Origin of the sequence: Bradyrhizobium sp. SZCCHNS30572 (assembly GCF_032484415.1) — a bacterium.
Taxonomy (GTDB): domain Bacteria; phylum Pseudomonadota; class Alphaproteobacteria; order Rhizobiales; family Xanthobacteraceae; genus Bradyrhizobium.
This window is the reverse complement of the sequence record NZ_JAUESY010000002.1, coordinates 184,530-207,118: the sequence shown is the minus strand read 5'-3', so window position 1 is coordinate 207,118 and position 22,589 is coordinate 184,530. Positions and strand designations below refer to the sequence as shown.

Here is a 22,589-nt window from a genome sequence, read left to right as displayed (position 1 = left end):
ACAACAAAACCGTTCGTCCGCGCGTCCCTGAGAACACGCTTCGGCTCCATCGCGGCCATCGCTCCCCGCCTCGCGTGTCGTGACGATCGCGCGCAACGCCCCTCCGGCCGAGGCGGGATGGCGACACTAAAGCACGATTTCCGGAAAAGCGAAAGCGTTATTTCTGGAATGACGAACTTTTCTAGCCGAAGGCCGCAGTGGCCGCGGGTGACCGACCGCCTGCTCGGCCAGCAATCCCCACCAGGGTTCCCCAACCACGCACCGCAGGACGGCGGCGGTTGAAGCGACCATCGGACACCGCAGCCCACGCGAATCTTCCCGGCCCGTGCGTCCCCGTACCATTCCGGCCCCGGACTCGCCGAGCGGGCGGAGAGTCACCATCGCGACCTCGCCGATTCGTCATATTACGATAAAATTCAATATCTTAACCAGTTATCCCCAAGCCGCTGTACAACCTATTGGATTCCTAATAGAGTCTAAAAAGTTACTTTTCTGTACACCGGTTACGGACTAGCTTTTAGGCATGGCGACGGAAAAAGCCGAAACTGACCGCATCCCCGTAACCCTAGCCCTGGCAACCATCGGCTATCTCGAAAAGCTCGTGAAACAGGGAACCCACGGCACCAGCGTTCCGGGTGTCTGCAGAACGTTGATTGAAGAAGGCATCCGGCTCGCCATCAAGGATGGGCTGCTGTCGATTCGCGACAACGGACGGGCGTAAGCTAGGGACACGCAACGCGGACAACAGTTTCGGTGCAGCCGTCGGCCAGGACGATCCAGGACGGATCAAACTTGGAAGCGACAACAATGCCCGCCGAACGACAGACACTCCCCACCTGGACCGAGGAACGGCTCCAGGCCCTGAAGCAGCACTTTGAGGCCGGGCTGACCTGCCGAGAGATCGCCGCCGAGCTCGGCGTCAGCCGCAACGCCGTGATCGGCAAGATCTCCCGCCTGGCGCTGACGCGCGACAATGGCGGCGACACCAGGCGCGTGGTGCGCGCCGAGACGACACGCGATGGCGCACGCCGTCCCGTGCCGAAGCTGCGCCGCCGCATCCTGCGCGCGGTCCAGAACGACCCGCCGCCTGCGATCGTCGAGGAACCGGTCGGCACCGTCGTGAATGGCTGCTCGCTGTTCGAGCTCTCCAAGGAACGCTGCCGCTGGCCGATCTCGACGCCCGGCGCGGATGATTTCTGCTTCTGCGGATCGAAGCCGATCGAGGGGCTGCCGTATTGCCCGAGCCACACGCGGATGGCGTACCGGGTGGCGTCGTCGAGGTAATGAGGGCGGCGTAGCAAAGATCCTACGGGCCTAATGGCTTTCACGCTTTGCCTAGTCTCCGCATTTTGCGGGGACGGCGCGGCGGCCTCGTCTCCCCTCCCCCTTGCGGGGAGGGGAGCTCACCGTCTCGGGGGGAGAGATCCCGTCCCAACTACACCAATGGACCCGCCCTACCCCAGCTTCCACCCAGCCTCCTGCGCGAAGCGCTGGAAGAACTCGGGCTCGTAGGCCTGCTCCGGTGACTGGCGGACGCGCAGGTCCAGCAGCTTGGCGTCCTCGCCGACGAGGATGCGCCATTGCTCCGCCTTGACGCCGTCGAGGATGATCTTGGCCGCCTGTGCCGCCGTGGTCGGCGCGTCCTCGAGGAAGCTGCGGGCGCGCTCGCGGGCGGCAGCCTGGATGTCGGCATCGCTCATGGCGGCGACGTCGATGCCCATGCCCTTCATGCGCTGGCGCGCAAGCCCGATCTCGGTCTCGCTCAGCTCGTCGGACTCGGTGCCGCTCTGCACCTTGCGCGAGTTCGACACGATCGAGGTGCCGATGTGGCCGGGCATCACCACCGAGCATTTGATGTGCGGGGCGTTGAGGCGGAGGTCGTTGATCAGCGCTTCGGTAAATCCCTTCACCGCGAACTTCGCGGCGCTGTAGGCGGTGTGCGAGACGCCCATGCCGACCGAGGCCCAGAAGCCGTTGACGCTCGAGGTGTTGACGATATGGGCCTCGTCTGCCTTCAGCAGCATCGGCAGAAAGGTGCGGACGCCGAGATAGACGCCGCCCCAGCAGATGTTGAAGGTGCGCTCCCACTGCTCCCGGGAGTTGGTGAACAGGCTGCCGCCGCCGCCGATGCCGGCATTGTTGAACAGCAGGTGGATCCTGTCGGTGGCCTGCTGCTCGGCGAGCTCATCGCGAAAGCGCTGCAGCTGGGCTTCGATCGAGACGTCGGCGACATGGGTGGTGACACGCAGGCCCTGCGGCAGCTTCTCGGCCTCGCACAGCCGCTTGGTTTCGGCCATCGCCTCGGCCGAGACGTCGCACATGGCGACGTTGCAGCCTTCGGCAACGAGCTGGCGCGCGAGCTCGCGGCCCATGCCCGTGCCGCCCCCGGTGATCACGGCGATCCTGCCGGCGAAATCCTTCATTGGATGGTCTTCCTTCCCTGCTGCGGGACGGCCATGCCGTCCCGGCGACCTGCTCGTTCTCTTCGCGGAACGCGTTCCGAGCTTAGGACGTTTCGCCGGCCTGACCAGAGGGGATGTCGGGGATTTGCGTTGCAGCGCATGCAACGAAGATTTCAGCTTGGGGTTGAACCTTCTCGAGGGGCGTCCGACTTATTCCACGGGGAGGCAGGCTCGAGGAGGTTCGCATGGCGTACCAACAGGGGCACTGGCAGGACGAAGGCTGGCGCGACACGATGGTCGATCCCGCGGGATCTGACGACGGCGCCTATGTGACGGGCTGGACGATCAGCGGGCTCGCAGTGATCGGCACCATCGTCGCGGTGTGGCTGCTCGGGATCTGAGACCCGAGACGGTCTGCAGCAGATATGAAAAGGCTCGCCGCCGGCGATCAGCCTGCGCAGGACGATTGCGCCCCGCTCCTCCTCGCCGCGACGTTCGTTCTGCACCGCTTTGAGCTGGAGGCCGCCGCCGCGTCGCAGGCAGCGGTACAGGTTCCATCCGGTCGAACTCGTTGCATACAATTAAAGTCAATTGACTAAATTTTAGGCTGATATCGGGCGGGAAATTCGTCTGCCTAAGCTGCGATCATCTGCAAAATCGTGCCATTTCAATAGCTTGGTGCGCCTGCCTTCCCGCGCGCCGCTGGCACAAAGCTTGCGATCACTCCCTTCAAGGCTCCGCCGTGGCGGTGAAGCCGAGATGACAGCGCGGGCGGACCGACCCGCCGAGGGAGCTCACCAATGGACTTTGGCAGGATTTCACGACGGCACCTGTTGCAGGGTGGCGCGGCGCTGACGCTCGGCGCAGCCGCGGGCCTGCGGCCGGCCTTCGCAGCGGAGACGACGATCGGCTTCATCTATGTCGGCTCGCGCGACGATTACGGCTACAATCAGGCGCATGCGCAAGGCGCGGCGGCGCTGAAGAAGCTGCCCGGGCTGAAGGTGATCGAAGAGGAGAAGGTGCCGGAGACCGACGCGGTCGAGAAGACGATCGAGTCGATGATCAATCTCGACGGCGCCACCCTGCTCTTCCCGACCTCGTTCGGCTACTACAATCCGCACATGATCAAGATGGCCGCGAAGTATCCGAAGCTGCGCTTCGAGCACTGCGGCGGCCTGTGGAGCGAGAAGGACCCGAAGAACGCCGGCTCCTATTTCGGCTATATCGACGAGGCGCAGTACATTGCCGGTATCGTCGCCGGCTATACGAGCAAGAGCGGCAAGCTCGGCTTCGTCGCCGCCAAGCCGATCCCGCAGGTCCTGCGCAACATCAACGCCTTCACGCTCGGCGCCAAGCTCGCCAATCCCAAGGCCACCACGCAGGTGATCTTCACCGGCGACTGGTCGATGCCGGTCAAGGAGGCCGAGGCCACCAACAGCCTGATCGACCAGGGCGTGGACGTCCTGACCTGCCATGTCGACGGCCCCAAGACGATGGTGGAGAATGCCGCGCGCCGCGGCGCCTTCGTCACCGGCTATCACGTCAACCAGTCGCCTTTGGCACCGAAAGCGTATCTCACCGGCGCAGAATGGAATTGGGAAGCGCTGTATCCGAAGTTCGTCAAGATGCTCCAGGCTGGCGAGAGCATTCCGAACTTCTATCGCGGCGGCCTCAAGGAAGAAGTGGTCAAGATCTCGGCGTATGGCGAGGCGGTGTCCGAGCAGGCGCGCAAGCATGCCGACGACATCAAGAGCAAGTTCCTCGGTGAGGGCTACACCATCTTCAAGGGCCCGATCAAGGACAACAAGGGCAACACCGTGATCACCGCCGGCACCGAGCGCGGCCAGAAGGATCCTGAGCTCGAGAAGATGGACTACCTGGTCGAGGGCGTGATCGGAGCCACATCGTGACATCAGAGGCGGCCGATCCGGTTGATGCGGCCGCCATCGCGCCGGCCGCCGACGCAGGTTTCCTGCAACGCCATGGCGCGAGCATTGAATACATTCTCATCCCGGGCGCGGCGCTGGTCGCCGCGCTCATCGTGTTCGGCATCTTCGTCGCGCTGTTCGGCAAGAACCCGCTCGATCTCTATTGGTACATGTATTACGGCGCGTTCGGCACCTGGTTCTCCTGGCAGAACACGCTGACGCGGGCAGCTCCCTTGATTCTGACAGCGCTGTGCACCGCCCTGCCCGCGCAATTGGGCATGGTGATCATCGGCGGCGAAGGCGCGCTCCTGATCGGCGCGCTCTCGGCAACCTCGGCGGCACTGGCGCTGCAGGGGATGCCGCCGCTGATGGTGCAGATCGCGATGGTGATCGCCGGCATGACCGGCGGCGGGTTGTGGATCCTGCTGTCCGGGGCCTTGCGGCAGTATCGCGGTGTCAACGAGACGATCTCGAGCCTGCTGCTGGTCTATATCGCGCTCGCGATCCTCAACCATCTCGTCGAAGGCGCGATGCGCGATCCGGCCAGCCTCAACAAGCCGTCGACGCGCGAGATCGGCGCCGCCAACATGATCGGCAGCATTCCCGGCACCGACGTGCATTGGGGCCTGGTGTTCGGCCTGATTGCCGCCATCGCGGCCTATGTGCTGATCTACCACACCACCTTCGGCTTCGCCGCGCGCGTCGCCGGCGGCAACATCCGCGCCGCCAAGATCGTCGGTCTGTCGGTCGGCAAATTGATCCTCACCGTCTGCTTTCTCGCCGGCGCCTGCGCCGGCTTTGCCGGCATGGTCGAGGTCGCCGCCGTGCAGGGCCGCACCAACGCCAATCTCGCGGTCGGCTACGGTTTCACCGGCATCCTGGTGGCGTTCCTGGCGCGGCAGAATCCGCTCGCCATCATTCCGGTCGCGATCCTGCTCGGCGGCATCAATGCGTCGGGCGGACTGCTGCAGCGCCGGCTCGGCCTGCCCGACGCCTCGGTGCTGGTGCTGCAGGGCATCATCTTCATCTCGGTGCTGGCGAGCGACGCGCTCTACGGCCGCATCGGTTTCCTCAAGGGAAAGTCCTGATCCATGGCTGACGGCAATATCGGGCTCTGGACCGTGCCGCTCGCGGTGCTCGGCGGCGCCATCCGCGTCTCCACGCCGTTCCTGTTCGTGAGCCTCGGGGAATGCATCACCGAGCGTTCGGGCCGCATCAATCTCGGCCTCGAGGGCACGCTGGTGATGGGCGCAATGAGCGCCTATGGCATCTCCTATCTCACGGGATCGCCGTGGGCAGGCGTGCTCGCCGCTGGCCTCACCGGCGCGCTGCTCGGCGCGCTCCACGCCGGCATCTGCTCGCTGCCGCGCGTTAACGACGTCGCGGTAGGAATCTCGCTGATGCTGTTCGGCACCGGCCTCGCCTTCTTCCTTGGCAAGCCGCTGATCGAGCCCACCGCCGCGCGGCTGCTGGCGATCGATTTCGGCTGGTGGAGCGACGTGCCGCAGGTGCGCGCGGCCTTGCGCATCAACGTCCTCTTCCTGCTCGGCGTCGTGCTCGCGCCGTTGCTGCTGTGGGCATTCAAGACCACGCGCTGGGGCCTCCTGATCCGCACTGCCGGCGAGAGCGCCGATGCGGCGCGGGCGATGGGCCATTCGGTGCTGATGATCCGACTGCGCGCCACCATGGCCGGCGGCTTCCTCGCCGGCATCGGCGGCTCGTTCCTGTCGCTGTTCTATCCCGGCAGCTGGAACGAGGGCTTGTCGTCGGGACAAGGCATCACCGCGGTCGCGCTGGTGATCTTCGCACGCTGGGACCCGATGCTGTGCCTGTGGGCCTCGCTGGCGTTCGGCGGTGCTGCCGCGCTCGGACCGGCGCTGCAATCCGTCGGCGTCACCTCCGGCTATCATCTGTTCAATGCCGCGCCGTATATCCTGACGCTGCTGATCATGATCATCACCTGCTCGCCGAAACGCACCCTGAGCGGCGCGCCGGCTGAATTGTCCATCACCCGCTGATTTCGGAGGTCCATCATGACCACGCGCACCATCCGCTCCGAGCCCTATGCCTGGCCCTACAACGGCGATCTCCGTCCAGAGAACACGGCACTGATCGTGATCGACATGCAGACCGACTTCTGCGGCGTCGGCGGCTATGTCGACAAGATGGGCTATGACCTCTCCTTGACCCGCGCCCCCATCGAGCCGATCAAGACGCTGCTGACGGTGATGCGCGCGCAGGGCTTCCTGATCATCCACACCCGCGAGGGCCACCGCACCGATCTCTCCGACCTGCCCGCCAACAAGCGCTGGCGCTCGCAGCAGATCGGCGCCGGGATCGGCGATCCCGGGCCGTGCGGCCGCATCCTGGTGCGCGGCGAGCCGGGCTGGGAGATCATTCCCGAACTCGCGCCGGCTCCGGGCGAGATCGTCATCGACAAGCCCGGCAAGGGCTCGTTCTGCGCCACCGACCTCGAGCTGATCCTGCGCCTCAAGGGCATCCAGAACATCGTGCTGACCGGCATCACCACCGACGTGTGCGTCCACACCACGATGCGCGAAGCCAATGACCGCGGCTTCGAATGCGTGCTGCTGTCGGACTGCTGCGGCGCCACCGACAAGGGCAATCACGATCACGCACTGAAGATGATCAAGATGCAGGGCGGCGTGTTCGGCGCGGTCGCGACCTCCTCCGCGCTGATCGAGGCGCTGTCGTGATCGGCGACGATCCGACGCCTGCGGGCGCGTTCGGCGTCGAGGCCATCGCGATGACGATGCGCTTCGGCGCGTTCACCGCGCTCGACAATGTCGAGCTGAAGGTCAGGCCCGGCTCGTTCCACGCGCTGCTCGGCGAGAACGGCGCCGGCAAGTCGACCTTGGTCAAATGCATCATGGGCTACTATCGGCCGACCGAGGGCGATGTGCTGATCGCCGAGCGCGAGCGCGCAATCGACAACCCCAGGGGTGCGCATGCGCTCGGCCTCGGCATGGTCTACCAGCACTTCACGCTGGTACCGGCGATGACGGTGGCCGAGAACCTGGTGCTGGCGCGTGACGACGTACCGGCGGTGGTCAACTGGGCAAAGGAGAAGAAGGAGCTGGAGGCCTTCCTGGCGCGCATGCCGTTCCGCGTGCCGCTCGACGCCAAAGTGTCGGACATCTCCGCCGGCGAGCGGCAGAAATGCGAGATCCTCAAGCAGCTCTATCTGAAGCGGCGCTTCCTGATACTGGACGAGCCGACCTCGGTGCTGACGCCGGGCGAGGCGGATGAAGTCCTGGGCATGCTGCGCAAGATGGTCGAGGCCGGCGAGCTGACCATTTTGATGATCACCCACAAATTCCGCGAGGTCATGGCGTTCGCCGACGAGGTCACGATCCTCCGGCGCGGCAAGCTCGCCGGCCGCGGCAAGGTCGGCGAGCTCACCCCCGACGACATGGCGCGGATGATGATCGGCGCCGAGCAGCTCACCGTACAGCCGGCGCGCACCGGCGCGGCCGGTGCGATCAGGCTCGCGATCGACAAGCTGGTCGCCCGCGACGACGCCGGAGGCCTGGCAGTGCATGACCTGTCGCTGACCGTACGCGCCGGCGAGATCGTCGGCATCGCCGGCGTCTCCGGCAACGGCCAGCGCCAGCTGGTCGAGGTGCTCGCCGGCCAGCGCGAGGCCGAGAGCGGCGCTGTCAGAGTTTCCGGCGCAGCCTATTCCGCCACGCGCGACGAGATGCGCCGGCACAAGATGTCGCTGCTCCCCGAGGAGCCACTGAGGAACGCCTGCGTCGGCGGCATGAGCGTCGCAGACAACATCGCGCTCCGCGATTTCGACCGCGTTCCGTTCGCGCGCGGCGGCTGTTGGCTGAACAAGTCCGCCTTCCGAAAGGACGCGACCGCCAAGATCAACCGCTACAAGATCAAGACCCGCACGCCGGACACGCCGATCTCGGCACTCTCAGGCGGCAACGTGCAGCGCGCCGTGCTGGCGCGCGAGCTCGGCCACGACGTCGAGGTGCTGATCGCCGCCAATCCCTGCTTCGGCCTCGACTTCGCGGCGGTGGCGCAGATCCATGCCGAGATCATGGCCGCCCGCAACCGCGGCGCAGCCGTGCTCCTGGTCAGCGAGGACCTCGACGAGCTGCTCGAACTGTCGGACCGCCTCGTGGTGATGTTCCACGGCCAGCTGGTCTACGAGACCCGGGCGAGCGGTGCCGATCTCACCGAGATCGGCCGCCACATGGCGGGGCATTGAGCCGGCCCCGCGAAACGACTTCAACGTGTTGACGACTAATTCATCGCGCCGGGGTAACATGGCTCCCGGCGGGCTTTGATCGGCCTGTGATACGCCGCGCCTGCCCGCATTTTCGTTATTGTGTTTCAAACCCTTAGATTGCAGGTCGGTCTCATGAAGGCCTATTTCATCGGCGGCGGCATCGGTTCGCTCTCAGGCGCAGCATTCATGATCCGCGACGGCGGCATCTCCGGATCGGACATCACCGTCTTCGAGAAGCGCCTGCCCTATGGCGGCAGCCTCGACGGCACGCGTCTTCCGGACGGCTCCTACTCGATGCGCGGCGGGCGCATGCTGACGACCGAGCAATACGAATGCACTTGGGACCTGCTGTCGACCATTCCCTGCGAAACCAACGCTCAGGAGACCATCCTCCAGGAGACCGTGGCGTTCAACAAGCTCCACGTCACCCACGCGCAGGCGCGGCTGGTCGACGGCAACCGGCACAAGGTCGACGTCTCCACCATGGGCTTCTCGATGCAGGACCGCATCGAGATGACCAGGCTCACCGAGGCCTCCGAGGAGAAGCTCGGCAATTCCTTGATCTCGGACTGGCTGTCGCCGCCTTTCTTCACCACCAATTTCTGGTACATGTGGCAGACGACGTTTGCCTTCCAGACCTGGCACAGCGCGGTCGAGTTCAGGCGCTATCTGCGCCGCTTCATGAACGAATTCCCGATGATGGATACGCTTGGCGGCGTCAAGCGGACGGTGCACAACCAGAATGACTCGATCGTCAAGCCGCTGGTCCGCTGGCTCGAAGGCCACGGCGTCAACTTCGTCGGTGGCACGGATGTCACCGATATCGAGCTCGTCACCATCAGCGGCAAGCACCGCGCCGTCAGGCTTGCTCTGACGCAGGACGGCGCGAGCCGCACGATCGATCTCGCCGACGACGATCTGGTGTTCTACACGGCCGGCTCCATGACGGATGCGACCAGCCTCGGCAGCCACGGGGCTCCGCCGCAACAGCTCACCAAGGACGACAGCCACGGCTGGACCCTGTGGGAGAAGCTCGCACAGGGCCGCCCCGAGTTCGGCAATCCGGCCGCGTTCAATTCATCGGTTCCGGAATCGAGCTTCGAGTCGTTCACGGTGACCTGCCGCAATGCGCGCTTCTTCGATGCGATGCAGACTTTCACCGGCAATGTCGCCGGCACCGGCGGGCTCGTCACGTTCAAGGATTCGAACTGGCGGATGTCGATCGTGCTCTACACCCAGCCATACTTTCCGGACCAACCCGACAACATCAGGATCTTCTGGGGCTATGGGCTCTATCCCGACCGCGTCGGCAATTTCGTGGGGAAGCCGATGTCCGAGTGCAGCGGCGCCGAAATCCTGAAGGAGCTGTGCGGGCATCTGCGCTTCCCGCTCGCCGTGTTCGACGAGGCGACCTGCGTGCCGTGCTGGATGCCCTACATCATGAGCATGTTCATGCCGCGCAGCTATGGCGACCGGCCGCTACCGGTGCCGCTCACCTCGCAGAATCTCGCCTTCATCGGCCAATATGTCGAGCTGCCTGAGGACGCCGTCTTCACGATCGAATATTCGGTGCGCGCGGCCATGCATGCGGTCTATCAGCTCTTGAAGATCGACCGGGCCATTCCGCCCGTGACGCCCTACGACAAATCGCTGAAGGCGCTGCTGCAGTCGGTGGTGAAATCATTCGCCTGACGGACCACGCGAGATCGTGATCACCGCGCGTCGCAGCGCTTGACCTGGATCAGTTCCACGAGGGAACACAGCGGCTAAGCCCCGGATCGTAGCACACGATCCCGGGTGAACCATCATGAAGGCGTATTTCATCGGCAGCGGCATCGGCGCATTGGCCGGCGCGGCATTCCTGATCCGTGACGGCGGCGTCGAAGGCCGCGACATCACGATCTTCGAAAAGCACCTGCCCTATGGCGGCAGCCTCGATGGTGCGCGGCTGCCCGACGGCTCCTATTCGCTGCGCGGCGGCCGCATGCTGACGACCGATCACTACGAGTGCACGTGGGACCTGCTCTCCACCATCCCCGATGCCGGCGATCCCAACCGCACCGTGCGCGACGAAACGATCGCCTTCAACAAGGTCCATGTCGCGCATTCGCAGGCGCGCCTCGTCGACCGCAACCGGCACAAGGTCGACGTCTCCACCATGGGCTTCACCATGCAGGACCGGCTCGAATTGGTGCGGCTGACCGAGGCCTCCGAGGAGAAGCTCGGCAACTCCCGCATCACCGACTGGCTGTCGCCGCCGTTCTTCACCACGAACTTCTGGTTCATGTGGCAGACGACGTTCGCGTTCCAGCCCTGGCACAGCGCGGTCGAGTTCAAGCGCTATCTGCATCGCTTCATGAACGAGTTTCCGCGCATCGAGACGCTGGCTGGCGTCAAGCGCACCGTGTTCAATCAGTACGACGCGATCGTCGTGCCGCTCGTCAAATGGCTGGAGGGCCGTGGCGTGAATTTCGCTGGCGGCGTCGACGTCACCGACATGGAGATCGCGACGGAAGCCGGCAAGCACGTCGTCAAGCGCCTGATGCTGGATCGCAACGGCCAGCCGGAGACGATTGCGCTGTCGAGCGACGATCTCGTCTTCCTGCAGAACGGCTCGATGACGGACGCGACCAGCCTGGGCACCCAGGATTCACCGCCGCCGCGGCTCACCAAGCAGGACAGCCAGGGCTGGACGCTGTGGGAGAAGATCGCGAAGGACCGCCCCGATTTTGGCAATCCCGCGGCGTTCAACTCATCGATACCGGAATCCTGCTGGGAATCGTTCACCGTCACCTGCCGCAATCCGCGCTTCTTCGACGCGATGGAGGCGTTCAGCGGCAACGCCGCCGGCACCGGCGGGCTCGTCACCTTCACCGAATCCAACTGGCTGATGTCGGTCGTGCTGTATCACCAGCCGCATTTCGTCGATCAGCCTGCCGACGTGCAGGTGTTCTGGGGCTATGCGCTGCATCCCGATCGCATCGGCAATTTTGTGCCGAAGGCGATGGCCGATTGCGGCGGCGCCGACATTCTCAAGGAGCTCTGCGGCCACCTCAACTTCGATCTCTCGGTGTTCGACCAGGCGACCTGCGTGCCCTGCCGCCTGCCCTACATCACCAGCATGTTCATGCCGCGCAACAAGGCGGACCGGCCGCTGCCGGTGCCGGCGAACTCGAAGAACCTCGCCTTCGTCAGCCAGTTCGTCGAGATCCCCGACGACGTCGTGTTCACGGTGGAATACTCGGTGCGCGCGGCGCAGATGGCGGTCTATCAGCTGCTCGGCATCACCCGGGCGATCCCGCCGATCACGCGCCACGACAAGTCGTTCCGCGTGCTGATCGAGACGATGGAGAAGGCCTTCGCATAACGCCTCTCGCATCGGCAAGAACGAGCGCGCCCGGATCAGTCTCGATCCGGGCGCGCTTTCCGTCTCGCGAGGCACAGATGCGCCTCGATCCTTGTTGCGTGAATTGTCAGTAGCCGAGCAGTGCGAGACCGACCCAGCTGACGGCAAACAGCGATACCACCGAGGTTGCAGCGGCGAAAACGGACAGCGAAACTTTCAAAGTCCTGAGGACCATACGCGCCTCCTTCAACGACAATGAACAGCACATCGGGGTGAACCCCGATGTCAGTCTGAAATTTCCTGGAACCGGCTCCACAACGAGCCGAACACAGGTTTGGTGCGCGCGTGCGCGCAAAGGTTCAATGTCAGGGTGTGGGGCCTCAATTGAGCTGCTCGATCGTTAACGGACATGGCCGATCGCGGTTCCCGAATGGAACAGGAATCGCTCCAACGAAGGCCCCTCTCCCCTTCAGAGCCGCCTTCTGCGGGGCTCGAAGGTTGAGAAGGCTCCTGGCTGCAAGTTTTTAGGATGGATCCGGCCGTCAGGCGCTATTTCAGCGGCAGGAACAGGTCCGCAGCCATTTCGTGCTCGGGAACCTCCGGGAAGAAGTTCAGCCGCTGGCAATAGATCGGGAAGTCACGCGCCTCCTCGCCGCTGGCCGGAAGCCAGTCGCGATAGAGGAACAGCGCGGCCGGCTCCAGATTGTGGGTGTTGCCGACGACACGCAGCACCGCGCAGCGTCCGCCGGGGATCACGCCGGCCCTGATTGTCGCGTCCTGCGTTTCGACCGGCTGGTCGGTCCCGACACAAAGGTCCACGCTGTAGTCGGCAGGCGAGGCCGGGCGACGCTCGGAGCGCCAGACCGTGAAGGTTGGATTGGCTCGGGGATGCAGGCCGGCGGCCTTGCGCCAGGCGATGAAGCGCTGGATCGTGGCGCCGAGCGTGGCCGGGTCGCCGCGATGCTCCATGATCGCCACCGGCGTGGTCGGCACCTCGCGAATCGTCACGTCGTCAGGGGTATAGGTCGTCCGCATCAGCTTGCTCCTTGCGTCGTCGAGAGGCCCGAAGGCCGCAAGCCACGGCTCCCAGTCGGGAGATTTCCGGAACGATGACGGCGATTGCCCGAACCGTTGCCGAAAGGCGCGGGCAAAGGCGTCCGGCGCGTCGTAGCCGGCCTCCATCGCGACCTCGGTGACGCTTTGGGCATCGCTGTAGGCCAGCTGATAGGACGCCCGCTTCATGCGGGCGAGCTGGATGTAGCGATTCACGGACAGACCGAAGGTCGCCGTGAACTGCCGGTGGAAATGATATTTCGAGTAGGCCGCGATGCTGCTCAGCGCGTCCAGATCGAGATCATCCTCCAGATGCCGGTCGATATGATCCAGCACCCGCTGCATCCGCGCATGGTAGTTTCGCAGCGCCGCCTTCATCGTTCCCTGCTCCGTGGCGGCTGCAGCTAAGCGCAGGCGGACATGACGCGCTCGACCGATCTTGCGACTTTGTCACGGGACGCAGTGATCAAGACCGACTTTCACGGATCGACGGCCGTCACGGTCCAGAACGAAGCGGGCACCATGACGCCCGGGCCCTTGGCGTAGCGCGCCAACGCCTTCCTCACGGCGGCCGTCGCGGCCTCCACCGCCTCGGACGGCTGCCCGGCCACGGCACGGCCGGCGGGCCCGATCGCGAGCGCCGTCTGCACCGCGCTATCGAGGCCGGCGCCCGCGCCGAAGTCGAGCGCGATGTCGTGACGCTCGAGCCGGATGCGCCGCAGCCCGGCATCGGTCGTCACCGTCTCCATCCACTCGGGAGCACCGAACGCGAAATCGTCCGGCGCGTGCGGCGGCAAGCCCGGCAGCTTCGGCACGTGGTCATAGGCCGCCTGCAGCGGCTCCAGCGCCCACGGGTTGTCGCGCAGCTCGCCCCAGCAGGCGAACGCGACGCGCCCCTCCGAATGCAACGCATTGCGGATGTTGAGCACGGCGCGCACCGGATTGGCGAAGTACATGACGCCGAGGCGCGAGATCACGAGATCGGCGCTCGCGGCCTTGAAGTGGTGCACCATGGCGTCGCCTTGCACGAAGCTCACCGGCGCATCGGCAGGGGCGAGCTCGTGGGCCGCGGTCAGCATGGCTGCGGACACGTCGAGGCCGAGCACGCTGCCGCCGGGGCCGACCTTCTCGGCAGCCGCGATCAAGGTCGCCCCGCAACCGCAGCCGATGTCGAGCACCCGTTCGTCCGCCTGAATTGCCGCGCGCTCCAGCAGCGCCTCCTGCACCGGCGCCAGCAGCGCATCGATCTCGGCGCGGCGCGCGACCCAGCGCCCGCCGCCCGTACCGTTCCAGAAGGCGATCTGCTCGGCGTTCTCGAAATGCCCAAAGGAGATGTCGGCGACGGCGGCGTCCATGAGGGAAGTCTCGGCAACAAAGTTCACAAATGAAACGAGCCGGCTCGAACAGTGTCCAGCGGCGCCCAGTTCGGGGAGTTTAGGGGGCGGTCTGCAGCTTGAAAAGCCAATCTCACGGACGAAGCGGTCGTGGCAGGTGCGCGCAAAACCGCATCGGCCGACGTCAAATACAGCGATTTGAGAAAATGGTCGGAGCGGCGGGATTCGAACCCACGACCCCTAGTCCCCCAGACTAGTGCGCTAACCGGGCTGCGCCACGCTCCGATGGCCGTTCCTCTAGCCGTGATCGGGGCGGGATGCAAGGCACGGCGGAAGGGTTTCATGGCGTGATCGGATGGAGCGGAGATCGTCGCCCTTCGCCCCCTTCCAGAACGGTGGAGGGTGCACAGCCGACTCGCGGCTGCTCGGCGTGGCTCAATGCAACGGACACCTGCCGCCATGCTGGCGCATTCTGACGACCAGCCCCCTCAGACCTCCCTCATCGCCCGGTCGAGCAGCGCGCGGCAGTCGAGCAGCTCCTTGAGCACGCCCTGGAGCTTCTCCCGCTCCTCCGGCTTCATGCCGGCGCGGGTCGGTGGGCCGACGCGGAAGGTGTCGAGGATGTCGTCCTCGGTGTCGACGAAGCGGAAGTCGATGCCCTCCTCGTCGGAAGCTTCCTCCTCCTCGTCCTCCGATTCGACCTCGGCCTCGCCGATCGGCTCCTCTTCCATCATCGCCTGGCCGAGCGTCTCCTCCATCGCGCCGAACGAGACCGCGGCGGAGCTGTCGGCCAGTCCCTGGACCGATTTGACGCCGTGCTCCTTCAGGATGCGCTGCACACCCTTGATGGTGTAGCCTTCGCCATAGAGCAGACGCCGGATGCCCTTGAGCAGGTCGACGTCGTCGGGCCGGTAATAGCGCCGGCCGCCGCTCCGCTTCATCGGCTTGATCTGGGCGAACCGGGTCTCCCAAAACCGCAGCACGTGCTGCGGAATGTCGAGCTCCTGCGCGACCTCGCTGATCGTCCGAAACGCATCCGGCGCCTTGTCCAAATGCCCGTTCCCCTTCGACCGTGCTGACAAGAAAGTGGGAGACTACGCTGAAAAGATTGGACGAACTATACGCGGGACGAACGATACGCGTTCGGCACGGCCCTGCCGACATGCGGCGGGGCGACGGCCTCGACCCTAATCCGGCTCGGCGCCGAACTCGGCGCTGGCCTCGCCGTTCATCTTGCCGCTGCCCTGCTGGCCGTTGATGCGCTGCTTCAGGATCGCGGACGGCTTGAACACCATGACCCGCCGCGGCGAGATCGGCACTTCCGTGCCGGTCTTCGGGTTTCGTCCGATGCGCTGTCCCTTCTTGCGCACCATGAACGACCCGAAGGACGATAGCTTGACCGTCTCGCCGCGCTCGAGGCAGTCGGTGATCTCCTTCAAGACCAGCTCGACGAACGCAGACGACTCCGTCCGCGACAGTCCCACCTTCTGGTAGACTGCCTCGCAGAGATCGACGCGTGTGACTGTTTTTCCGGTTCCCGCCATCGCCTGCCCCAAACTCACGGCGAATAATTCGCTCCGGAAATTAAGAGGTTAAGCGGCGGTGGTCAACAGCAGCGTGAATAGAAGTACAGGCCGTAGTGCCAATCTCAGGCGTAATCCCGCCGCGCGGCAGGCTCACCAGCGCACCAAAGCCGAGCCCCAGGTAAAGCCGCCGCCCATCGCCTCCAGCAAGACCACGTCGCCCTTCTTGATGCGGCCGTCCTTGACGGCCACGTCGAGCGCCAGCGGGATCGAGGCAGCGGAGGTATTTCCATGCCGATCGACCGTCAATACCACCTTCTCCGGCGCGATGTGCAGCTTGTGCGCCGAAGCGTCGATGATTCGCTTGTTGGCCTGGTGCGGCACGAACCAGTCGATGGTCTCGGCCGACAGGCCGGTGGCATCGAAGGCGTCGACGATCACGTCGGTGATCATGCCGACGGCGTGCTTGAACACCTCGCGGCCTTCCATCCTCAGATGCCCGACGGTCTGGGTCGAGGACGGACCGCCGTCGACATAGAGCTTGGCCTTGTGACGGCCGTCGGAGCGCAGATGCGTGGTCAATACGCCGCGATCGGCTGCCGTGCCGCCCTGCTCCTGAGCGTCCAGGATCAGCGCTCCGGCGCCGTCGCCGAACAGCACGCAGGTGGTGCGGTCGTTCCAGTCGAGGATGCGCGAGAAGGTCTCGGCGCCGATCACCAGCGCGCGCTTGAACGAGCGGCTGCGCAGGAAATTGTCCGCGGTCGCGAGCGCATAGACGAACCCCGAGCACACCGCCTGCAGGTCGAACGCCGCGCCATGATGGATGCCGAGGCCGTTCTGCACGGCCACTGCAGTCGCCGGAAAGGTGTTGTCCGGGGTCGAGGTGCCCAAGACGATCAGATCGATCGACTGCGGATCGACGTCGGCCGCGGCCAACGCGGCACGAGCCGCGTTGATCGCCAGATGCGAGGTGAACTCGCCGTCGGCTGCGACGTGGCGCTCACGGATGCCGGTGCGCTGCACGATCCACTCGTCCGAGGTCTCGATGCGGCTTGCCAGCTCGGCATTGGTCACGACCCGCTGCGGGAGGTACGAGCCACAGCCGAGCACGACCGAACGAATTGTCACGAGACAGCCTCCTGGGCGACGGGTTCGGACGCTGGCGCGCCGCCGTCGGGATTGAGTGTTTGATTGATCTTGGTCAGGAGATCGTAGCGGGCCATCTCATAGCCAACCCTGACCGCCGAGGCAAAGCCCTCGGCATCGGTTCCGCCGTGGCTCTTGACCACCATGCCCTTGAGGCCGAGCACCACGCTGCCGTTGGATTTGCGCGGGTCGAGCCGGGCCCGCAAAGCGGCGAAGGCGCCGCGGGCCAACAGATAGCCGATCCGGGCAAGCCAGCTCGCCTGGATCGCGCCGCGCAGGAAATCCGTGACCTGGCGGACGGTGCCCTCGGCCGTCTTCAAGGCGATGTTGCCACTGAAGCCTTCGGTCACGACCACGTCGGCGGCACCCTTCCCGATGCCGTCGCCCTCGACGAAGCCGATATAGTCGAGCTGCGGCAGGTTCATCGCGCGCAGCTGCTCGGCCGCCTCGCGGATCTCCTCATGGCCCTTGATCTCCTCGACACCGATGTTGAGAAGGCCGACGGTCGGCCTCGGCTTGTTGAACAGCACGCTCGCCAGCGCGCCGCCCATCACGGCCAGCGCGACCAGGTGGTGGGCATCGCCGCCGATCGTTGCCCCGAGGTCGAGCACCACCGATTCGCCGCGCGCGGTCGGCCAGATCGCGGCCAGAGCCGGCCGGTCGATCCCGTCCAGCGTGCGCAGGCAGAAGCGCGCCATCGCCACCAGCGCGCCGGTATTGCCGGCGGACACGGCGACGTCGGCCTCTCCCTTCTTCACCGCCTCGAGCGCGAGCCACATCGACGAGGTCTTGCGGCCGCGCCGGAGCGCCTGGCTCGGCTTGTCCTCCATGCTGACGGCGACATCGGTGTGAATGACGCGCGAGACCGCCTTCAGCCGCGGATGCCGGTCGAGCTCGGGAACGATCTTGGCACTGTCGCCGAACAGCAGAAACTCTGCATCCGGATGGCGGCTCAGCGCGATCGCGGCACCGGGGATGACGACGGCCGCGCCGAAATCCCCGCCCATGGCGTCCAGCGCGATTCGAACCTTTTGAGGCATGACGTCCCGGAAACCTGATCTCGAGCTTTGTCTCGTCTTGGCCTTGACTTGGTTGGCCGTGTTTGGCGGTCGTTCAGAGGCATTGCGCGGCCGATGGACGGGCCAGAGGCCGTCCGGGCCTTTTCGTCGCACCCCGACCCGGGCGCGACAATAGCGTCTCTCCGTGTCGAAACAACCTCCCGGGAGCGATGCATTTTGCAACCGCCGCGCCGGGCCGGGGCCGGCAGGGACCCGCCTTTGCCATCGAAATCAGCAGCTTGAGAGGATTTCGAGAGGCTTTGTGACAGGATCGATCGTTTCCGGCCTGCCCAACGGCGCGTCAATCCTCACCCGTTTTCTTCGCTTTGACCGCGCCCGGCCCGGCGGCATCTGCCGATTTCAGCGCCTTCAGCGCCGCGAAGGGATGGTCCTCCGGCTCGGCGGCCGCAGCCACCGGCTGCTCGAACACGGCGCCCGGCTTGCGCGGATAGGGATCGATCCCCAGGAGCAGCGCGTCGGCGGCGAGCCGGCCGAGATCGATCTGCCCGCCGATGATCGGCTCCGGCGGATCGGCCGTCTCCACCTCGCTGTTGGGATCGTCCTCGACCAGATCGGCAAGCTCCGGAATCTGCTCCGGCGGGGCGAACATCTGGTCGATCGGCTCGTCGATCTCGATCTCGATCGGATCCAGCGTGACGACGCAGGTCTGACCGATCCGGGCCTGCACACGGCCCTCGACATGCACCTTGCCGTCCCGCTTCTGGACGACGTCGAACGAGGCATGGGCCGAGATGACCTCGCGCAGATCGGCAATCGCGGCGAGCGCGTTGCGCGTGGCCTCGTCGGCCTCGATCTCGCGATGCAGGCCGGCATCCGGAATCTGCGCCACGATCACCGGCGGTGCCCGCCAGGGGTCCTTGGAAGGGTCTCGCGCCGTTTCGCGCGAGGTGTCTCTGTCTCTGGTCATGTCGCTAGTCCTGCTGAACCGGCCGCGGGAAGCTCCAGCCGGCGCCGAGCAGCCTGTTGTCGTCGAGAGCGGCGAGGTGCGCGGCCACCCGCGCCGCATAGGCGGCAAGTCCGGCCGCGCTGTCCGGATGCTCCCCGTTCAAGATATTCTTCTGCAATGCGTCCGCCAGCCGGGCCTCGCTCTCGGACCAGGCAAGGTCATAGGCGGCGGTGCGGCCATAGAACGCCTCGCCGAACTTCTGCATCCGCTTGGGCACGGTGAGATCCCCCACCCCCATCTCGCGCAGATTGTCGTCCATGTCGTCGCAGAACCGGTCGAACAGCGCCTGCGACAGGTCCGATCCCACCCCGCGCAGCCGCCGCAGCACCAGCCAGAGGTGCAGAATCAGCAGATCGAACCGCCCGTCGACCGTGTCAGGGACATTCAAGTGTCTATAAAACAACGGGTCTCGGGTTTGTGCCACGATCGTGCCATAGATCGGCTCGATGGTCCCGCGCGGGGACGGTCGGGATTTCCTGAGATGGTTGAATGGCCAGAGCATGACGGTTCCGCGGTCGAGTTTCCCTGACCCTGTTCAGGGGCATGTTGCAATCCGCAAGTTTGCCCGGTACGTCAACGCCCTGCCCGACGCAAGGGGACGGGATCCGATCTGAAGAAGATGACCCAGACAATGCGAACGACTGCCCGCCTGCTCTCCCGTGGCCTGAGCTCCCGTCTGCGCACCCTTGGTGCGATCGCGCTGACCTGCCTGGCGCTCGGCGCCTGCACCGGCGAGCAGTTCCAGAAGGGCTACATCATGCCGCCGGGCGCGCTGGAGCAGATCCCGATCGGCGCCAGCCAGGACCAGGTGCTGATCGTGATGGGCACGCCCTCGACGGTGGCGACGCTCGACGGCGAGGTGTTCTACTACATCTCCCAGCGGGCCGAGCGCCCGGTTGCCTTCATGAACCAAAAGGTGGTCGATCAGCGCGTCATTGCGATCTATTTCGACAAGAACCGCCAGGTCCGCCGCCTCGCCAATTACGGTATGAAGGACGGCAAGATCTTCGACTTCGTCAGCCGCACGACGCCGACCTCCGGCCAGGAGCTCAGCTACCTGACGCCGCTGTTCAAGCTGCTCAGCTTCAACTGATCCGGGCCCGATCGCCGCGGTCCGGAATATGTTTCCGGGTGACGGCACAAAGCCGGTGAACTGCGCTGATTGGCGCAGCTCGTGCGCCATTCGCCTGCTTGCTCTGGCGCCGCAATCTTCCCTACCCTGCCGCAAAACACAGGCAGGGAGGAATCATTGGCTCTTCGTATCGCGCTGTCGCGCCGCAAGCTGCTGTCCGGAGCCGCCGCGCTGTCCACAGCCGCCATCCTGCCGCGCGCGAGTCTCGCCGACTGGCGTCCGACCGAGACGGTCAAGCTGATCGTGCCCGCCGCGCCCGGCGGCAGCACCGATGTGATGGGACGCTTGCTGGCCGCGCATCTGCAGACGGCGTGGGGACAATCGGCGGTGGTCGAGAATCGCTCCGGCGGCGGCGGCACGATCGGCGCCGCCGAGGTCGCGCGCAACACCAAGGGCGACGGCCATACGGTCCTGATCGGCAACCCCGGTCCCAACGCGATCGCCTATTCGATCTTCCGCAACCTCGCCTACAAGCCGGATCAGTTGCAGGCGGTCTCCAACATGATCCGCATCCCCAACATCGTCTCGGCGCATCCCTCGACCGGCCTCAAGTCGATCCCGGAGCTGATCGCTTTTCTGAAGGCCAATCCCGACAAGCTGAACTACGCCTCGTCCGGCGTCGGCCAGAGCCCGCATCTGACCGGCGCCTGGTTCCTGCAGCTCACCGGGCTGAAGATGACGCACATTCCGTTCCGCGGCGCCGGCCCGGCGCTGCAGGCCGCCCTCGCCGGCGACATTCAGATTCTGTTCGATAATCTGTTTCCATCGCTGCCGCAGGTGCAGGAGGGCAAGCTGACTGGCCTGTGCGTCACCACGCCGGAACGCAGCGCCAATGCGCCTGACCTGCCGACGATGCGCGAAAGCGCGCCGGAGCTGGCCAAGTTCGACGTCTCGTCCTGGTTCGGCGTATTCCTGCCCAAGGCCTGCCCGCCCGAGATCGTCAGCGCGCTCAACCTGCAGGTCAAGGCGATGCTGGAGCGCGAGGACATCCGCAAGAATATCGCCGCGATGGGCGCGCGGGCCGATTACGGCACGCCGCAGCAGTTCGGCGACTTCGTCCAAGCCGAGACAGCCAAATTCGCGTCGATCATCCAGAAGGAAGGCCTGCAGATGGACGTGAAATAGCCCTGGGCCCGGCGGCGCCGCATCTCGGCGGAGCATTGGAATGGGGGGTCGTGGTGTAACGGCACCTTAAGCGGGATGATGCGATACGTGGCAGCCGCGTGTCTTTGATCTGGTTGCGAGATACCGTCGGCGGATGCCGGGCCGACAACCTCGCGTGGATGCGGTCCGATCATCGTCCGAGGGGCAGGCGTCGGCGTCGTCCATCGCGTGAGCCGTGCCTTGCCCAACAGCGTCCTCCATCAGCTCGAAGACATTCTCGCCAGCCGCTACGTCTCCCGGCGCACCGAGATCCTGGAGCGCGTCACCGACCTGTTCGTCGTGGGCTCGGGCAGTTTCAACGAAGAACATGTCGATCTGTTCGACCACGTGCTGTCCAAGCTGCTCGACAATGTCGCCATTGCGGCGCGGGCGCAGCTCGGCAGCCGGCTCGCGGTCCTGCCTGATGCACCGCCGCGGCTGCTCCGGCTGCTCGCCAGTGACGAGACGATTGCGGTGGCAGGCCCCGTGCTGCGCCAGAGCGACCGGCTCGACGACGAGATCCTGGTTGCGACCGCGCAGACCCAGGGCCAGGAGCATCTGCTCGCAATCTCCGACCGCAAGATCCTCACCGAATCCGTCACCGACGTTCTGGTCGATCGCGGCAATCAGGCCGTCGTTTCGAACACCGCCAACAATGGCGGCGCGCGCTTCTCCGATCACGGCTTCTCCGGCCTGGTGACGAAGGCGTCCGACGATCCCGGCCTCGCCTTGAAACTCTGGAGTCGACCCGACAGCCCACGCGAGGTGCTGGTTCGGCTGTTCGTCGAAGCCTCCGACGCGGTGCGCAGCCAGCTCGCCAGCGCCGACGCGGCGCGGACCGAGATCGTCGAGCTCGCCGTGGCGCAGGCTTCGGATCATCTGCATGCCGCCGCGCGGACACGCTCGGCCGACTTCGTCACCGCCAGGGACTATGTCGAGCTGCTGCACGCGACCGGCCAGCTCCACGAGGCGCAACTGCACGGCTTCGCCAAGGAAGCCAGCTTCGACAAGGTCACGCTGGCGCTGTCATTGATGTGCAAGCTGCCGCTCGACGTGGTCGAGCGCGCCTTCGTGCGCAACCAGCCGGACCAGCTCCTGGTGCTCGCCAAGGCGCTCGATCTGTCGTGGGTCACGACGACGACGCTGCTGTTCATGCAGGCCAGCGCCAGCGGCAGCGCGCGCCCGCAGCTCGACCAGCATCTGGCGAGCTTCTCGCAACTGCAGCCGCGGACCGCGCAGAGCGCGTTGCAGAGCTATCGGACGCGGCAGCGCGCGGCCGAGTAGCAAACAACC

Annotated in this window: 22 protein-coding genes and 1 tRNA gene; 13 read left to right on the top strand and 10 right to left on the bottom strand. The window is 65.4% G+C overall.

Annotated elements, in window-relative coordinates; translation table 11 throughout:
* Positions 1–523: 523 nt before the first annotated feature.
* Together QX048_RS05925 and QX048_RS05920 are read left to right on the top strand one after the other, a co-directional pair.
* On the top strand, positions 524–721 hold the full coding sequence (locus QX048_RS05925) for a hypothetical protein (protein ID WP_006614936.1): 198 nt from the start codon (positions 524–526) through the stop codon (positions 719–721).
* A gap of 86 nt (positions 722–807) precedes the next feature.
* Positions 808–1,284 (top strand): GcrA family cell cycle regulator, encoded by a 477-nt coding sequence (locus QX048_RS05920; protein WP_315827193.1) that lies wholly within the window; start codon positions 808–810, stop codon positions 1,282–1,284.
* A gap of 170 nt (positions 1,285–1,454) precedes the next feature.
* On the opposite strand, the gene QX048_RS05915 is transcribed toward QX048_RS05920, so the two are convergent.
* Complete coding sequence (locus QX048_RS05915) at positions 1,455–2,423, bottom strand: SDR family NAD(P)-dependent oxidoreductase (RefSeq protein WP_315711480.1); 969 nt, start codon at positions 2,421–2,423, stop codon at positions 1,455–1,457.
* A gap of 224 nt (positions 2,424–2,647) precedes the next feature.
* Between QX048_RS05915 and QX048_RS05910 the strand changes: the two genes are divergently transcribed.
* The 8 genes from QX048_RS05910 (at position 2,648) to QX048_RS05875 (ending at position 11,961) form a co-directional block, all read left to right on the top strand.
* Positions 2,648–2,803 (top strand): hypothetical protein, encoded by a 156-nt coding sequence (locus QX048_RS05910; RefSeq protein WP_315711478.1) that lies wholly within the window; start codon positions 2,648–2,650, stop codon positions 2,801–2,803.
* A gap of 399 nt (positions 2,804–3,202) precedes the next feature.
* The gene (locus QX048_RS05905) at positions 3,203–4,312 is read left to right on the top strand and encodes a BMP family ABC transporter substrate-binding protein (protein WP_315827194.1); all 1,110 of its coding nucleotides are present in this window, start codon (positions 3,203–3,205) and stop codon (positions 4,310–4,312) included.
* The gene (locus tag QX048_RS05900) at positions 4,309–5,418 is read left to right on the top strand and encodes an ABC transporter permease (RefSeq protein ID WP_315827195.1); all 1,110 of its coding nucleotides are present in this window, start codon (positions 4,309–4,311) and stop codon (positions 5,416–5,418) included. Before QX048_RS05905 ends, QX048_RS05900 begins: the two co-directional genes overlap by 4 nt.
* A gap of 3 nt (positions 5,419–5,421) precedes the next feature.
* Positions 5,422–6,348, top strand: a complete 927-nt coding sequence (locus QX048_RS05895; protein WP_315827196.1) for an ABC transporter permease — start codon at positions 5,422–5,424, stop codon at positions 6,346–6,348.
* A gap of 15 nt (positions 6,349–6,363) precedes the next feature.
* Positions 6,364–7,047: an isochorismatase family cysteine hydrolase gene (locus QX048_RS05890; RefSeq protein WP_315827197.1), complete on the top strand. Its 684-nt coding sequence runs from the start codon at positions 6,364–6,366 to the stop codon at positions 7,045–7,047.
* Between the two features lie 50 nt (positions 7,048–7,097).
* On the top strand, positions 7,098–8,573 hold the full coding sequence (locus tag QX048_RS05885) for an ABC transporter ATP-binding protein (protein WP_315827297.1): 1,476 nt from the start codon (positions 7,098–7,100) through the stop codon (positions 8,571–8,573).
* A gap of 153 nt (positions 8,574–8,726) precedes the next feature.
* Complete coding sequence (locus QX048_RS05880; protein ID WP_315827198.1) at positions 8,727–10,286, top strand: oleate hydratase; 1,560 nt, start codon at positions 8,727–8,729, stop codon at positions 10,284–10,286.
* A 115-nt stretch (positions 10,287–10,401) separates the two neighbouring features.
* The gene (locus QX048_RS05875; RefSeq protein WP_315827199.1) at positions 10,402–11,961 is read left to right on the top strand and encodes an oleate hydratase; all 1,560 of its coding nucleotides are present in this window, start codon (positions 10,402–10,404) and stop codon (positions 11,959–11,961) included.
* Positions 11,962–12,489: 528 nt separating this feature from the next.
* Here the strand turns inward: QX048_RS05875 and QX048_RS05870 are convergent.
* The 9 genes from QX048_RS05870 to QX048_RS05830 form a co-directional block, all read right to left on the bottom strand.
* Positions 12,490–13,371, bottom strand: coding sequence for an AraC family transcriptional regulator (locus QX048_RS05870; protein WP_315752910.1), 882 nt, complete (start codon positions 13,369–13,371; stop codon positions 12,490–12,492).
* Between the two features lie 101 nt (positions 13,372–13,472).
* The gene (locus tag QX048_RS05865; protein WP_315827200.1) at positions 13,473–14,348 is read right to left on the bottom strand and encodes a class I SAM-dependent methyltransferase; all 876 of its coding nucleotides are present in this window, start codon (positions 14,346–14,348) and stop codon (positions 13,473–13,475) included.
* Positions 14,349–14,534: 186 nt separating this feature from the next.
* Positions 14,535–14,612: transfer RNA gene (locus QX048_RS05860), tRNA-Pro, on the bottom strand.
* A 203-nt stretch (positions 14,613–14,815) separates the two neighbouring features.
* The gene (locus QX048_RS05855; protein ID WP_315711463.1) at positions 14,816–15,379 is read right to left on the bottom strand and encodes a MerR family transcriptional regulator; all 564 of its coding nucleotides are present in this window, start codon (positions 15,377–15,379) and stop codon (positions 14,816–14,818) included.
* A gap of 135 nt (positions 15,380–15,514) precedes the next feature.
* On the bottom strand, positions 15,515–15,871 hold the full coding sequence (locus tag QX048_RS05850; protein ID WP_315711462.1) for an integration host factor subunit alpha: 357 nt from the start codon (positions 15,869–15,871) through the stop codon (positions 15,515–15,517).
* A gap of 132 nt (positions 15,872–16,003) precedes the next feature.
* Positions 16,004–16,978, bottom strand: a complete 975-nt coding sequence (locus QX048_RS05845) for a beta-ketoacyl-ACP synthase III (RefSeq protein ID WP_315711459.1) — start codon at positions 16,976–16,978, stop codon at positions 16,004–16,006.
* Positions 16,975–18,036 carry a phosphate acyltransferase PlsX gene (gene plsX, locus QX048_RS05840; RefSeq protein WP_315752912.1) on the bottom strand — a complete coding sequence of 354 codons (1,062 nt, stop codon included), beginning with the start codon at positions 18,034–18,036 and terminating at the stop codon, positions 16,975–16,977. The genes QX048_RS05845 and plsX overlap by 4 nt, the downstream gene beginning before the upstream one ends.
* 319 nt (positions 18,037–18,355) lie before the next feature.
* A complete protein-coding gene (locus tag QX048_RS05835) occupies positions 18,356–18,982 on the bottom strand; it encodes a DUF177 domain-containing protein (RefSeq protein WP_315827201.1) in 627 nt (208 codons plus the stop codon).
* Positions 18,983–18,986: 4 nt separating this feature from the next.
* Complete coding sequence (locus QX048_RS05830) at positions 18,987–19,523, bottom strand: ubiquinol-cytochrome C chaperone family protein (protein WP_315711454.1); 537 nt, start codon at positions 19,521–19,523, stop codon at positions 18,987–18,989.
* Between the two features lie 129 nt (positions 19,524–19,652).
* Between QX048_RS05830 and QX048_RS05825 the strand changes: the two genes are divergently transcribed.
* The 3 genes from QX048_RS05825 (at position 19,653) to QX048_RS05815 (ending at position 22,580) form a co-directional block, all read left to right on the top strand.
* On the top strand, positions 19,653–20,114 hold the full coding sequence (locus tag QX048_RS05825) for an outer membrane protein assembly factor BamE (RefSeq protein WP_315711452.1): 462 nt from the start codon (positions 19,653–19,655) through the stop codon (positions 20,112–20,114).
* Positions 20,115–20,270: 156 nt separating this feature from the next.
* Positions 20,271–21,278, top strand: coding sequence for a tripartite tricarboxylate transporter substrate binding protein (locus QX048_RS05820; protein ID WP_315752914.1), 1,008 nt, complete (start codon positions 20,271–20,273; stop codon positions 21,276–21,278).
* A 219-nt stretch (positions 21,279–21,497) separates the two neighbouring features.
* Complete coding sequence (locus QX048_RS05815; protein ID WP_315827202.1) at positions 21,498–22,580, top strand: DUF2336 domain-containing protein; 1,083 nt, start codon at positions 21,498–21,500, stop codon at positions 22,578–22,580.
* Positions 22,581–22,589 lie beyond the last annotated feature (9 nt).